The organism is Ruixingdingia sedimenti, assembly GCF_031432425.1.
Taxonomy (GTDB): domain Bacteria; phylum Pseudomonadota; class Alphaproteobacteria; order Rhodobacterales; family Rhodobacteraceae; genus Ruixingdingia; species Ruixingdingia sedimenti.
The window spans coordinates 1-12,687 of record NZ_JAVKPH010000022.1; the positions used below are offsets into that span (position 1 = coordinate 1).

At 67.5% G+C, this 12,687-nt stretch carries 10 protein-coding genes and 1 pseudogene; 1 reads left to right on the forward strand and 10 read right to left on the reverse strand.

The genetic code is table 11. The annotated features are described in order from the left end of the window. Nucleotides 1–384: 384 nt before the first annotated feature. A complete protein-coding gene (locus RGD00_RS16145; RefSeq protein WP_310458320.1) occupies nucleotides 385–1,119 on the forward strand; it encodes a WYL domain-containing protein in 735 nt (244 codons plus the stop codon). Between the two features lie 255 nt (nucleotides 1,120–1,374). Here the strand turns inward: RGD00_RS16145 and RGD00_RS16150 are convergent, their stop codons facing one another. The 10 genes and pseudogenes from RGD00_RS16150 to RGD00_RS16195 all read right to left on the reverse strand — a co-directional run bounded on the left by RGD00_RS16150 (nucleotide 1,375) and on the right by RGD00_RS16195 (nucleotide 12,669). Next, a complete protein-coding gene (locus RGD00_RS16150; protein WP_310458321.1) occupies nucleotides 1,375–3,429 on the reverse strand; it encodes a TRAP transporter permease in 2,055 nt (684 codons plus the stop codon). 104 nt (nucleotides 3,430–3,533) lie between these two features. Next, a pseudogene (locus tag RGD00_RS16155) lies at nucleotides 3,534–4,549 on the reverse strand (TAXI family TRAP transporter solute-binding subunit). Between the two features lie 115 nt (nucleotides 4,550–4,664). After that, entirely contained in the window at nucleotides 4,665–5,522 is an 858-nt protein-coding gene (locus RGD00_RS16160) for an ABC transporter permease (RefSeq protein WP_310458322.1), read from the reverse strand. A gap of 4 nt (nucleotides 5,523–5,526) precedes the next feature. Continuing rightward, nucleotides 5,527–6,822: an ABC transporter permease gene (locus tag RGD00_RS16165; RefSeq protein WP_310458323.1), complete on the reverse strand. Its 1,296-nt coding sequence runs from the start codon at nucleotides 6,820–6,822 to the stop codon at nucleotides 5,527–5,529. Nucleotides 6,823–6,882: 60 nt separating this feature from the next. Then, nucleotides 6,883–7,938 carry an ABC transporter substrate-binding protein gene (locus RGD00_RS16170; protein WP_310458324.1) on the reverse strand — a complete coding sequence of 352 codons (1,056 nt, stop codon included), beginning with the start codon at nucleotides 7,936–7,938 and terminating at the stop codon, nucleotides 6,883–6,885. 58 nt (nucleotides 7,939–7,996) lie between these two features. Then, nucleotides 7,997–9,109 (reverse strand): ABC transporter ATP-binding protein, encoded by a 1,113-nt coding sequence (locus RGD00_RS16175; RefSeq protein WP_310458325.1) that lies wholly within the window; start codon nucleotides 9,107–9,109, stop codon nucleotides 7,997–7,999. A 450-nt stretch (nucleotides 9,110–9,559) separates the two neighbouring features. Then, on the reverse strand, nucleotides 9,560–9,781 hold the full coding sequence (locus RGD00_RS16180) for a hypothetical protein (RefSeq protein ID WP_310458326.1): 222 nt from the start codon (nucleotides 9,779–9,781) through the stop codon (nucleotides 9,560–9,562). Nucleotides 9,782–9,790: 9 nt separating this feature from the next. After that, nucleotides 9,791–9,991, reverse strand: coding sequence for a hypothetical protein (locus RGD00_RS16185; protein ID WP_310458327.1), 201 nt, complete (start codon nucleotides 9,989–9,991; stop codon nucleotides 9,791–9,793). Continuing rightward, on the reverse strand, nucleotides 9,988–10,251 hold the full coding sequence (locus RGD00_RS16190) for a hypothetical protein (RefSeq protein WP_310458328.1): 264 nt from the start codon (nucleotides 10,249–10,251) through the stop codon (nucleotides 9,988–9,990). The genes RGD00_RS16185 and RGD00_RS16190 overlap by 4 nt, the downstream gene beginning before the upstream one ends. 60 nt (nucleotides 10,252–10,311) lie before the next feature. Continuing rightward, nucleotides 10,312–12,669, reverse strand: coding sequence for a glucose/quinate/shikimate family membrane-bound PQQ-dependent dehydrogenase (locus RGD00_RS16195; protein WP_310458329.1), 2,358 nt, complete (start codon nucleotides 12,667–12,669; stop codon nucleotides 10,312–10,314). Nucleotides 12,670–12,687: the final 18 nt, after the last annotated feature.

Sequence of the window (12,687 nt, forward strand, 5' to 3'; positions counted from 1 at the left end):
GACCGCCGAAAGCTTCCTGGGCTTCATCGACATCACGTCGATCCGCCTCTGGCTCCGCCATTTGTCAACATGACCTAACGTGGCCAACTTGCAGCGATCTTTGCCACTTGGTCGTTGCCGTGCACCTTGGCATCGCGGGCATAGGGGCGCAGTTGGGCAATCGGCCAGGTTTCGATCTGATGCGGCGCGAAGACGAGGTCCGTGGGGCGGGGCTCGGAATGTTGGGGGGAAGCAAAGCGCCCGCGCGGGGGGCCTCTGGGCGCAATTCTTCGATGATCAAGGGGAGGCCAATGGGGGCGGGCCTGACAGACGAAAAAGCGAAGCAGATTCAACTTCTTCCTTTCTGGATGGGTGGATGGATCAGGGAAAGGGCCGCACGCAGGCATGGCAAAGGTGAAACATGCCAACGGGGAGCGGCGTGCGGGGCTTCAAGATGCTGGACCGGAATACCCGCGCCGTGCGATGCAATTCATCTTTCAATCCCAAGGAGGAATCGCCATGCGACCCGGTCGCACCCAGCCCCTGACCCTGACACGCCGCGCTCTCGGCACCCGGCTTGCCGGTGTGGCTGCTGCCATCGGCTTCGGGAACGGGGCGGCGGCCAGCACCATGGCGACCCCGGTGCCGGTTCTGGACCCCGACCTGCGCGATGCGGCCCTGCGTGGCCTGGCCCTGGCGGGCTACCGCGGGGACCCCGTCACCGCGGCTGCGGCAAATGCCGCGATCGAGCGACTGTCCCGGACCGACCCCGAGGGGGCGCTCCTCGCGCGCATCTACCAGATGCTCGACGTGCGCCCGGCGCAATACTGGCCGGAGAACGTTCCCGAGGCGGCCGCCGCCGACCTTGCCACGCTGCACGCAACCATCCGGGCCTGCCAGCCGGTTGCGTTCGGCTATACCGACCTGTCGGGGAACGAGACTGCGCGCACGGTCCTGCCGCTGGCACTGGTACATCCGCCGCAAGGGGTAAAACTGCTCGCCTGGTGCGAAGAGCGCGAGGATTTCCGCCAGTTCTTTGTACGAGCCATCAGGGGCCTGACCCCGCGCTCCGGCAACTTCGGCGAAGATCGTCTGGCGCTGCTGGAAGGCCTTCTGGAAAAGGAAGCCTGGCGGGTCTGATGTCTCGTACAAAGAACTGGCGGAAACCCGCCGCCGATGGAGCAACGGGCGGCCGACACGGCAGCACAGTTTCTGGTCCCTGACCCCCGGCGGCGATAGCACGGTCGCCCGCAGGGACCTGGCGGAACCGGATGATCGCGCCATCGCCCGGACCGCCCGCCTGTATACGGCGCTTGCGCGGATCGCGGGGGCGCTGCCGACGGGAAAACCTGTCCTGGCGGGCCCTCCCCCGGGGGATCCCCGGGGGCGGCGGGGTCAGGCGGGCAGGGGGGGGCGTTTGCGGATCAGCGGCCGCAGGAGGATCGGCAGGAAGATCAGCGTCCCGATGATCGTCGTCACCAGCTCGGGCGCCACCAGCAGCACCGCCGCCACCGCCAGCAGCACGCGTTCCCACCACCACAGCCGGTCGCCCAGATAGTCCGAGAACGCCGCCGACAGGGCGACGATCCCCAATGCACAGCCGTAGACCGCCAGGATGAACTCCGACCAGGCGAAGTTCTGCACCATGACCAGCATCGAGGGCGAGAACACGAAGACGAAGGGCACCATGACCTTGCCCATCGACAGCCGGAAGGCGGTGTTGCCGGTGGTGAAGGGGTTGGCGTTGGCGATCCCCGCCGTCGCATAGGCGGCCAGCGCCACCGGCGGGGTGATGTCGGCCAGGATCCCGTAATAGAACACGAAGAAATGGGCGACGATCTGTTCCACCCCCAGCAGGGCCAGGATGGGCGCCGCCACGGTGACCATGATCAGGTAGTTCGCGGTGGTGGGCACGCCGGTGCCCATCACGATGCAGACCACCGCGGTCAGCATCAGCGTCAGCAGCAACGTCAGCCCCTGGACCGACATCATGCCGAAGGGGATCCACGGCTCGATGACCGCGGCCCAGCCGCCTGCGGTCTGGGTGACGATATAGGCCACCTTGAACGAAACCCCGGTCAGGGTGAACACGCCGATGATGATGCCGACGGTCGCCGCCGCCGCCCCCACCGCCAGGGCGTATTTCGCCCCCAGGACGAAGGCCGCGAACACATCCGAGAAGGTCATCCGGTTGCGCGGGTTCACCAGCCCGATCAGCACGCAAAGGGTGATGCCCCAGAACGCCGCCAGATAGGGCGTGTTGCCGTTCATCAGGATGGCGACCAGCACGAACATCGGAAACAGCGTCGGCCAGTCGCGTTTCAGGATCGCCCAGATCCTCGGCATTTCCTCGCGCGTCAGGCCGCGCAGGCCGCGGCGCTTGGCCTCGAAATGCACCTGCATCAGCACGCCGAAGAAATGCATGAAGGCCGGGACCAGCGCGGCGATCATGATATGGGTATAGGGGATGCCCAGAAACTCGATCATCAGGAAGGCGGCGGCGCCCATGATCGGCGGCGTGATCTGCCCGCCGGTGGAGGCCGCGGCCTCGACCGCCGCGGCGAAATGGCGCCGGTAGCCCACCCGCATCATCGCGGGAACGGTCAGCGCGCCGGTCGTCACCGCATTGGCGATGGAGGATCCGGTGATCGTCCCCAGAAGCGCCGAGGACAGCACCGAAACCTTCGCCGGCCCGCCCGAGAAACGCCCGGCCAGCGCGGTCGCGGCGTCGATGAACAACTGCCCCAGCCCCATCCGGGTCGCCAGCACCCCGAACAGCACGAAATGGAACACATAGGTCGCCACCACCCCCACCGGCAGGCCGTAGATCCCCTGCGAGGTCAGGTAGAGGTGGTTGACCAACGCCGACCAGCTTGCCCCCGGATGGACCAGCATGCCCGGCATGTAGCGCCCGTAAAGCGCATAGAGCATCATCACCACGGCGATGACCGGCAGCGGCCAGCCCATGGACCGGCGCGTGGCCTCCAGCAGCACCACGATCAGCGTCGAGCCCATCACCAGATCGAGCGTCGAGGGGTTGCCGACCCGGAACGCCAGTTCCGAAAAGACATAGGGCACATAAAGCGTCGAGACCGCCGCCGCCGCCGCAAGGATCCAGTCGTAGACCGGCAGTCCGCCCGGGCGGAACAGCGACGACGGGTGCAGCTTGTCATCCGCCCGCCGCGCCGCGAAGACGAGGAAGATCAGCGACAGCACGAAGGACATGTGCACGGCGCGGTGCGTCACCTCGCGCAGCAGGCCGAAACCCGCGGTGTAATAGTGAAAGGCCGACAGGCTGAAAAGCGCCGCCGCGGCCAGCCCGCCGGCGAACCCGCCGAGCGGGCGGAAACGTACCTCGGGGTCGAATTTCTCTTCAAGCTCGCGGGCCTTCGCCTCGTCGAACTCGACCCGGTCGGGCTCTTCGGGTCCGGGCGGATGCTGTTCGGTCATCTGGAAGCTGTCCCTTGATCGGCGCCCCGGGGGGCGCGATTGAAAAAGGGCGGGAGGCGGCTCTTGCCGTTCCTCCCGCCCGGGGTCAGGTCAGTCGCCCGCCCTCACTTGGCGGCGGGAATATCCAGACCGGCTTCCTTGTAGAAGCGTTCGGCACCCGGGTGCAGCGGAATACCCACGCCGTCCAGCGCGGTTTCCAGCCGGATTTCCTTGCCCTTGGCGTGGCCCGCGTCCAGCAGCGCGCGCGAGTTCTTGTTCCACAGCGCCTTGGTGATCTCGTAGACCAGTTCCTCGGGCTGGTTCGCGCCGGTGATCCACTGGGCGCCGACGGCGAGCGTCTGCACATCGTGGTCGATGCCCTTGTAGGTGCCCGCCGGAACCGTGTTCGCGGCGAAGAAGCCATAGTCGGCGATCACCTTTTCGGCCTCGGGCCCGGCAAGCGGAACCAGCGTGACCGGGCGGCTGGCCGCCAGTTCGGCGATCGCGCCGGCCGGGAAGCCGCCGACGAAGAAGAAGGCGTCCATATGCCGTCACGCATCAGATCCGCCGCCTGGTTGGGCTTGAGGAATTCCGGCGTGATGTCGCTTTCCGACAGGCCCCAGGCGGCGAGGATCAGCCGGGCATCCACCAGCGTGCCGGAACCGGGTTCGTCCAGCGACACCTTCTTGCCCTTGAGATCGGCCACGGAATTGATCCCGGCATCGGCGCGGGCGACGAGGTGGATCGATTCCGGGTAGAGGTTCGCGATGGCCCGCAGTTCGGTCACGGCCGGCTGGCCCTCGAACACCCCGGTGCCGGTATAGGCCCAATAGGCGACGTCGGATTGCGAGAAGCCGGATTCGATGGTGCCGCCCTTGATGCCGTTCACGTTCGCCACCGACCCGTTCGAGGCAAGGGCCGTGGCCACGAGGCCGGGGGCGCCGCAGCTGCCGCCCTCTTCGCAGGGGCGCGAGCCGGGCGGGTTGGAAATGGCATTGGCCAGCAGACCGCCGATCGGGAAATAGGTCCCGGCGGTGCCGCCGGTCGCGATGCGGAAGAAGCTCATCTCCTGCGCGTTGGCCGCGCCGAGACCGAGCGTCACCACCACTGCGGCGGCAAGTCCTGCGATGTTCTTCATCATGTCGGGCTCCCTGGTTGTCGTTCCTTGAAGGCAGCCTAGCCAGCGATCCGGCTTCGCTCAAGCCTAATCGGGGCGGAGGGCGCCGCCTCCCGTCGGGTAAAGGGGCCTTCCCGCCTCAGGTTTCGACGATCCCGCGCAGCCGGTCGGAGCGGCGGCGCAGCAGTTCCAGCGAGATCAGGAACAGGACCGAGACGAGGATCAGGAGCGTCGCGACCGCAAGGATCGTCGGGTTGATCGACTCGCGCAGGCCGGAAAACATCTGGCGGGGGATCGTCCTTTGCCCCGGGCCGGCCAGGAAGATCACGATCACCACCTCGTCGAACGAGGTCACGAAGGCGAAGAGCGCGCCGGAAATCACCCCGGGCCGGATCAGCGGCACGGTGATGTCGCGGAACGCCCGCAGGGGCGTGGCCCCCATGCTCAGCCCCGCCTGATAAAGCGCGGTGTCGAAGCCCGACAGCGTGGCCGTGACCGAGATCATGACAAAGGGAATCCCGAGCGCGGCATGGGCCATGATCAGCCCGATATAGGTGCCCGCGATGTTGTAGCGGGTGTAGAAGAAGAACATCCCCGCCGCCATGATGATCAGCGGCACGATCATCGGCGACAGCATCAGCGCGGTGATCAGCCCCTTGAACGGCATGTGGCGGCTGGTCATGCCCACCGCCGCCATGGTGCCCAGAACGGTGGCGATGGCGGTGGCGCAGATGCCGATGAAGAAGCTGTTCTTGATCGCCAGCATCCAGTTCGGGTTGTTCAGCATCTCGCGGTACCAGCGCAGGGAATAGGCGTCGGGGTCGAGCCGCAGCATGCCTTCGGTGAAGCTGAAGAAGGGTTCCGAATTGAACGACAGCGGCACGATCACCAGGATCGGCAGGATCAGGAAGAACAGCACCAGCCAGGACAGGCCCGACAGCGCCCGCGCGCCCAGTTTGTGCCAGAAGGTGAACCACGCCGGCCAGCTTCGGAACATGTGCCTACCCCAGCTTGATGTTGCTGGCGCCCACCAGCCGGTCGAAGAGGAAATAGATCGCCAGGATCAGCGCCAGCAGCAGCGTGCCCAGGGCCGCGGCCAGACCCCAGTTGTTCGATTCCGTCATGTGGAAGGCGATGAGGTTGGAAATCATCTGCCCGTCCGTCCCGCCCACCAGCGCGGGTGTGATGTAATAGCCGACCGAGATGATGAAGACGAGCATCGCGCCCGCCGAAAGCCCCGGCAGGCTGGCCGGCAGATAGACCGACCACCACGCCCGGACCGGCCGCGCGCCCATCGACATGGCGGCGCGCATGTAGCTGGGGTCGATCCCGCGCATCACGGCGTAAAGCGGCAGCACCATGAAGGGCAGCAGGATATGCGTCATCGCCAGCACGGTCGCGAATTCGGTGTAAAGCAGCGTCAGCGGCCGGTCGATCACGCCGAGCCGCAGCAGGGTGGAATTCACCACCCCGTTGGTCTGCAACAGCGTGATCCAGGCCGTGGTGCGCACCAGAAGCGAGGTCCAGAACGGCAGCAGCACGAAGATCATCAGCATGTTCGCCCGGCTGGCACGCTGATGCGCCAGAAAGAACGCCAGCGGATAGCCGAGCGCCACGGTCAGCAGCGTGATGACCAGCGCCATGCGCAGGGTCTTGACGTAGAGGTCGATATAGATCCGCGCCGAGGCCCGCGGCTGGATGCTGCCGTCCGGCGTGCGTTCGAGGTCGAGCGCGGTCAGGAAGTTGCGGTCGGTGAAGGTGCGCCCGGCCTCGTGCATCGCGCGCCAGATCCGGGGCTCGCCCCAGGTCGCGTTGATCGTGGGCAGCAGGTCCGCGCCATCGGCCTCGACCTCTGCCGCCGGCATGCCGTTCAGCCGCCGCCCGGTGCTCTGGATCGTGCTGGATGCGCCGGGCATCACCCGGTTGATCTCTTCGCCCAGCCGGCCGGAACGGCGTTCGCCGAACAGCGCGCGCAGTTCCACGGCAAAGGCGGTGCGGGCCTCGGCCGGGGGCAGGCCCGCGTCGTCCCAGCCGGACATGGCGTCGAGCGTCTGCGGGATCAGCTGCATCACGCCCGGGTTGTGGACCGACCGGAACAGCATGGTCCCGATCGGCGCGATGAAGGCGAAGGCCAGAAACACCAGCAGCGGCGCGACCAGCAGCAGCGCCGTCAGCCGATGGCGCAGCACCTCGCGCCGGGCATGGCGCCTTTCCCCGGCGGTCAGGGCCAGATCGGCCGCCAGCGGGGCCGCCTTGCGCGGCAGGGGGCCGGTCGATGCGGCAGGGGTGACGGTCATGCGAAGATCCCGGGATCGGCTGGCGCCGGGGGCGGGGCCCGCCCCCGGCGGATCAGGCGCTTATTGCAGCAGCCACTGGTTGAACCGCTCGCCCAGCGCCTCGCCGTAATCGGCCCAGAAGATGCCGTCGGCACGCAGGCCCTTGTCGATGTGGGACGAGGGCAGATAGGGCACGACCTCGGGCGCGATCAGCGCGTTCGAGGACCGGCGGGTCGGGCCATAGGCCACGTCCTGCATCCCGGCCAGCGGTTCGGTGCCGGTGGCGAAGGCGATGAATTCATGCGCGAGGTCGATGTTCTTCGAACCCTTGAGGATCGCCCAGACGTCGATGTCGAAGATCTGCCCGTCGAAGATCATCTCGAACGGGCGCTTTTCGTCCATCACCACGGCGAAGATCCGGCCGTTGGCCGATTGCACCACCGAGGCGCCGCCGTCGTTCAGCAGCACCGGCGCCTGGCTCCAGCTGTCGAACCAGACGATATCGCCCCGGATCTTGTCGAGGCTGGCGAAGGCGCGGTCCTGCCCTTCGGGGGTGGCAAGCACCTCGTAGACCTGATCCATCGGCACGCCATCGGCGATCAGCGCCCATTCCAGGTTCACCTGCGGCCGGCGCTGGAACCCGCGCTTGCCGGGGAACTTGGCCACGTCCCACAGATCGGCGATGGTCTGCGGCCCGCCCGCGGTGAACACGTCGCGGTTATAGGCGAAAATGGTGGACCAGAAGATCACGCCGACGCCGCATTCGTTGGCCAGCCCGTCCGCGTAGAAATCCTCCAGCGCCGCGGTGCCGTCGGCGCCCGCGGGCAGGATGTCGCGCGGGATGCTTTCCAGCAACCCCTCGGCGCAGGCGCGTTCGAGGTCGATGGCCTCGATATCGACCACATCCCACAGGATATTGCCGGCCTCGACCTGGGCCTTCATCTCGGCGATGCCGCCGGAATAATCCTCGAACAGCACGTTCTTGCCGGTCTTGGCGATGAAGGGCTCGATCATGTGCTTGCGTTGTGCCGCGCCATAGGCGCCGCCATAGGACACCACGGTCAGATCCTGCGCGGCGACGGGCAGGGCCAGGGCGGCGAACACGGTCGCGGCCAGAAGGCGTCTTGCGGTTGTCATCTCTGCGTCTCCTCTGTTGTCGGTCGTCTCAGGCATTGCCCGGCCTGTTTCGGGTCGCCTATTCCCCGATCGCCGCATGGGCCGCGAAGGCGGAACAGTCGCGGGTGGAGGCGGCCAGAACCACCTCGTCCCCTTCGGTGAATTCGGGCGCGGTCAGGTCGTTCAGCAGTTTGACCACGATCTGCGTGCCGTCCGGCAGGCGAAAGAAATACCGGATGAAATCCCCGACATAGAGCCGGGTGGTGAAGCGCGCGGTGAAGCGGGTGTCGAACGCGATCCCCGAGGCGGCGAAGAACAGCTTTTCCGGCCGGACCGAGACATTGCAGGACATGCCGATGGTTTCGGCATCGGCGCGCCGGCAGCGCAGCACCTCGCCCGAGGATATGCGCACATCCGCCGTGCCCTCGCCAAGCGCCACCAGTTCGCCGGGCAGGAAGTTGTTCTCGCCGATGAAATCCGCGACAAATCCGTTGCGCGGGGACTCATAGAGCACATCGGGCGCGTCGCATTGCTGCACCACGCCCGCGTTGAACACCGCGATCCGGTTCGACATGGTCAGCGCCTCGGTCTGGTCATGGGTGACATAGATCACCGTGAAGCCGAGTTGCCTGTGCAGCCGCGTGATTTCGAACTGCATCTGTTCGCGCAGCTTCTTGTCCAGCGCGCCCAGGGGTTCGTCCATCAGCACCAGCCGGGGCGCGAAGATCAGCGCGCGCGCCAGCGCCACCCGCTGGCGCTGCCCGCCCGACAGCTGCGCCGGGCGGCGGTTGCCGTAGGCGCCCAGTTCCACCAGATCCAGATATTCCTGGACCTTGGCCCTGACCTCTGCCCCGCGCATGTTGCGCAGTTTCAGCGGATAGCCGAGGTTTTCGGCGATGGTCATGTGCGGGAACAGGGCGTAGTTCTGAAACACCATGCCGATGTCGCGCTTGTAGGGCGCCATCCGGGCGATGGACCGGCCTTGCAGCCGGATATCGCCGCTGGTCAGGCTTTCGAACCCGGCCAGCATCATCAGCAGCGTGGACTTGCCCGACCCCGAAGGGCCGAGCAGGGTCACGAATTCCCCCTCCGCCACGGAAAGGTCGAAATTGCGGACGACCAGCGTTTCTTGGTCATAGCTTTTCTGAACCCGGTCGAATTCCAGAAAAGCCCGGTCGCCCGGATCACCCATGCAACATGTTCCCCTGTCGAACGGCTTTTCGAAGCGGGGCTTCTGTCGGCCCCGTCAGTGGCTGGGGTCATGATAGCGTCGGCTTCGCTCTCGACGCAATCCGCTCGTCATGGCCGGGGGCGGGGGCGTTTCCGGTCGGCGGCCCGGGCCGGTTTCCGGCGGGCACGGTTTCGGCACGGGACGGGAGGCAGAACGCTGCAGCGGAAGGGGGCCGTTCATCACCTGCGCCGCGATGCCAAGGCGCACGCCTTCGCCACAGTGATGCAGGTTTCGTTGCCCCGGCCGAGGGCGCGAAACCCCCGGCCAGCGCCCGCCCCGCCCATCGCGGGCGCTGGCCGGACCGGTGTTCCCGACATCGCCATCGCTCCTGTCGCCGTCCCGCCACGGGCGGGGAAACGCAGCGGGTTTGCTATCCCGCCCGACCGGACTGCGGTGGAGCGTGGATCCGGCCTACTTCTCGCCGTCCTCTTCCCGCCGCACCGACGCCGCCTTGGGGCCGCCTCCGGCGTCGACGGGCCGCCCGGTGTCGGTGTCCGTCCCGGACCCGCGTTTCGGGCCCTCTTCGGCGGCCTTCAGGATGGGGCGGGGGTTGAAATCCTTGTCGGCATTGCTGGTATCGACGCGCTTTTCCAGGATCCGGCGCTGCTGTTCATGGGTCTTGTTGCCGCTCATCGCCGCCCCCTACTTGTTCTCGCGCCCGCGCTGGCGCGGGTCGATGCCGCCCGAGGGCGTGGTGTCGTTCAGCACGTCGCCCTCGAAGGTGTTGTCGCCGTCGATGCGCGGATCGTCGCGGTCGGCGCCCTTGGACCGGCCGATGCCGGGATCGTTGCGCAGATCGGCGTCGCTGGGGCGCGAGGTCTTGGGATGCTTGCCGGAGGTCATGGGGTGTCCTTTCCCTTTTCCGGGCGGGTGTCGGCCAGATCCTCTGCCGGGCGGGCGCCGCCCGTCTGCCGGTCGTCCTGCCGTTCCGCCCGCACATGGGCGGAATCGAGCCCGCGCTGTTCGGAATGGCGCGCGGCGTCGCGGTTCGACAGCACCTCGGGCAGCGGCCCGGGGTCGAGCGGGCCCATCCCGCCGGTGCCGTCGCCCTTGCCGCTGTCCTGCTGGCCGGGGCCGTATTTCTTGCTGCTTGCTTGTGCCATGCTGGTCTCCTTCAGGACAGGAACCGCCGCCGGCGCCGGTTGTTCCCCAAAGGGGCGGGTTCAGCCCCCTTCGGGCAGCGCCCAGGCGATGACGTAATCCCCCGGTTCCGTGCCGATGGACCCGTGCCCGCCCGCCACGATCAGCAGGTACTGCCGGCCCTCCACCTCGTAGGTCATGGGGGTGGACTGGCCGCCCGCGGGCAGGCGGGCCTTCCACAGTTCCGCACCGGTGGTCAGGTCGTAGCCGCGCAGGTAGTCGTCCACCGTGGCGCCCAGAAAGGCGACGCCGCCCCGGGTGATGATCGGCCCGCCGATGCCGGGCACGCCCAGTTCGAACGGCAGGGGCAGGGGGGTCATGTCGCGCACGGTGCCGTTCTTGTGCCGCCAGGCGATCTCGCCCGTCACCAGATCCGCCCCGGCCACATAACCCCAAGGCGGCGCCTGACAGGGAATGCCGAGCGGCCCGAGGAACGGCCCCATCACCACGCCATAGGGCGCGCCCTCGTTGCGGTTGAGGCCCTGTTCGCTGGCGGTTTCGCCCGCCTCGGGCGGCGGGATCTGGTCGCGCGGCACCAGCCGCGCGGTGAAGGCCAGCCATGTCGGCATGCCGAACATCACCTGCCGTTCGGGATCCACGGCGATGGAACCCCAGTTGAACACCCCGAAATTGCCGGGATAGACGATGGTTCCGTTCTGCGACGGCGGGGTATAGCGGCCCTCGTAGTTCAACCGGTTGAAGTCGATCCGGCACATCAGCTGGTCGAAGATCGACAGGCCCCACATGTCGGCCTCGCGCATGCGCGGCGGCTCGAAGCTGAGGGCGGAAACGGGCTGGGTGGGGGCGGTGAAATCCTCGGGGATGGCGCCATGCGGCGCGGACACCTCGGTCACGGGCAGGATCGGCGCGCCGGTCTCGCGGTTCAGCACATAGATGTCGCCCTGCTTGGTGGGGGCGACCAGCGCGGGCACCGTTTCCCCGCCGGTTTCCAGATCCAGCAGCACGGGCTGGGCAGGCACATCCATGTCCCACAGATCGTGGTGGACGGTCTGGAACACCCACCGCCTTTGCCCCGTCGCCACGTCCAGCGCCACGACCGACGAGGAATGTTCCTCGACCGCCGGGCTGCGGCCCATGCCCAACTGATCGGGCACCTGATTGCCGAGCGGGATATAGACCAGCCCGCGGTCGGCATCGACCGAGAACACCGACCAGCTGTTGGGGGAATTGGCGGAATAGGTCTCGCCCCCCGCGATGTCGATGGGCGCGGTGTCGTCGGGGTTGCCGCTGTCCCAGTTCCACAGCAGCTCGCCCGTCAGGATGTCATAGGCGCGGATCACGCCCGACTGCGACCAGATCGAGAAATTGTCGTTCACCGCGCCGCCGATGATGATGCGCCCGTCCACCGCGACGGGCGGTGAGGTGGAATAGTAATAGCCCGCCGGGTTGTAGGGCATGCCCGCTTCCAGATGCAGGGTGCCGTTTTCGGCAAAGCCGGTGCAGACCTGCCCGGTTTGCGCATCCAGCGCGATCAGCCGGGCGTCGGCGGTGGGCATGTAGACCCGTTCCACGCAGGCCGGGCCTTCCGCCGCGGGCGCGGCCCCGGTGTTCCAGTAGGTGACACCGCGGCAGGTCTGGTGCTGCCGGTCGGGGTTCATGCCGGAATCGGCGTCGAAGCGCCAGATCTCTGCCCCCGTCGCGGCGTCGAGCGCGATGGCGATATTGTGCGGGGTGCAGAGGTAAAGCCGGTTGCCGACCTTCAGCGGCGTGACCTGATAGGTCGTCTCGTTCACATCGTCGGGCCGCTTCACATCGCCGGTCTGATAGCGCCAGACCTCTTGCAGGTTGCCGACATTGGCGGGGGTGATGGCGTCGAGCGGCGACCACCGCTGGCCAAAGCCGGTGCGGCCGTACTGGTGCCAGTCGCCGTCCGGCACCGGGTTGCCGGTGGCGGGCGCGCTGGTCAGCCGCGGGCCGGGCAGTTCGCCGGCGATGTCATGCGGATCGCGCAGCATCGCGGCCCCCGCCGCCGCGACGGTGACGAGGATGACCAGCCCGAGCGGCAGGCCCCGCGCCATCGCCGGCGCGCTGCCCTCGCCCGGAACCGGGGGAACCAGCCGCCGGCGCACCGGCGGCAGCCAGAGCCATATCCCCATCAGCACAAGGATCCCGCCGCGCGGCATCAGTTGCCACCAGTCGAACCCCACCTCCCACAGCGACCAGACCAGCCAGAGCGCGATGATGGCGGCGAAAAGATGCAGCCCCGCCGGCCGCCCGCGCCATAAGAGCCAGACCGCCACCAGCATGGCCACGCCGAGCAGAAGATAGGCCGCGCTGCCCCCGAGGGCCGCGAGCCAGGCGCCGAGACCCGTGAGGGCCAGTGCGATCAGGCCGAAAAGCCCGGTGGTAAAGATCCGCATTCCGCATCCTCTTCGTTC

What these genes read in the sequence shown, in the direction of transcription:
- RGD00_RS16145 (WP_310458320.1), top strand. Translation starts at nt 385, where the DNA reads ATGGCAAAGGTGAAACATGCCAACGGGGAGCGGCGTGCGGGGCTTCAA.
- RGD00_RS16150 (WP_310458321.1), bottom strand. Translation starts at nt 3,429, where the DNA reads ATGACCGAACAGCATCCGCCCGGACCCGAAGAGCCCGACCGGGTCGAG.
- RGD00_RS16160 (WP_310458322.1), bottom strand. Translation starts at nt 5,522, where the DNA reads ATGTTCCGAAGCTGGCCGGCGTGGTTCACCTTCTGGCACAAACTGGGC.
- RGD00_RS16165 (WP_310458323.1), bottom strand. Translation starts at nt 6,822, where the DNA reads ATGACCGTCACCCCTGCCGCATCGACCGGCCCCCTGCCGCGCAAGGCG.
- RGD00_RS16170 (WP_310458324.1), bottom strand. Translation starts at nt 7,938, where the DNA reads ATGACAACCGCAAGACGCCTTCTGGCCGCGACCGTGTTCGCCGCCCTG.
- RGD00_RS16175 (WP_310458325.1), bottom strand. Translation starts at nt 9,109, where the DNA reads ATGGGTGATCCGGGCGACCGGGCTTTTCTGGAATTCGACCGGGTTCAG.
- RGD00_RS16180 (WP_310458326.1), bottom strand. Translation starts at nt 9,781, where the DNA reads ATGAGCGGCAACAAGACCCATGAACAGCAGCGCCGGATCCTGGAAAAG.
- RGD00_RS16185 (WP_310458327.1), bottom strand. Translation starts at nt 9,991, where the DNA reads ATGACCTCCGGCAAGCATCCCAAGACCTCGCGCCCCAGCGACGCCGAT.
- RGD00_RS16190 (WP_310458328.1), bottom strand. Translation starts at nt 10,251, where the DNA reads ATGGCACAAGCAAGCAGCAAGAAATACGGCCCCGGCCAGCAGGACAGC.
- RGD00_RS16195 (WP_310458329.1), bottom strand. Translation starts at nt 12,669, where the DNA reads ATGCGGATCTTTACCACCGGGCTTTTCGGCCTGATCGCACTGGCCCTC.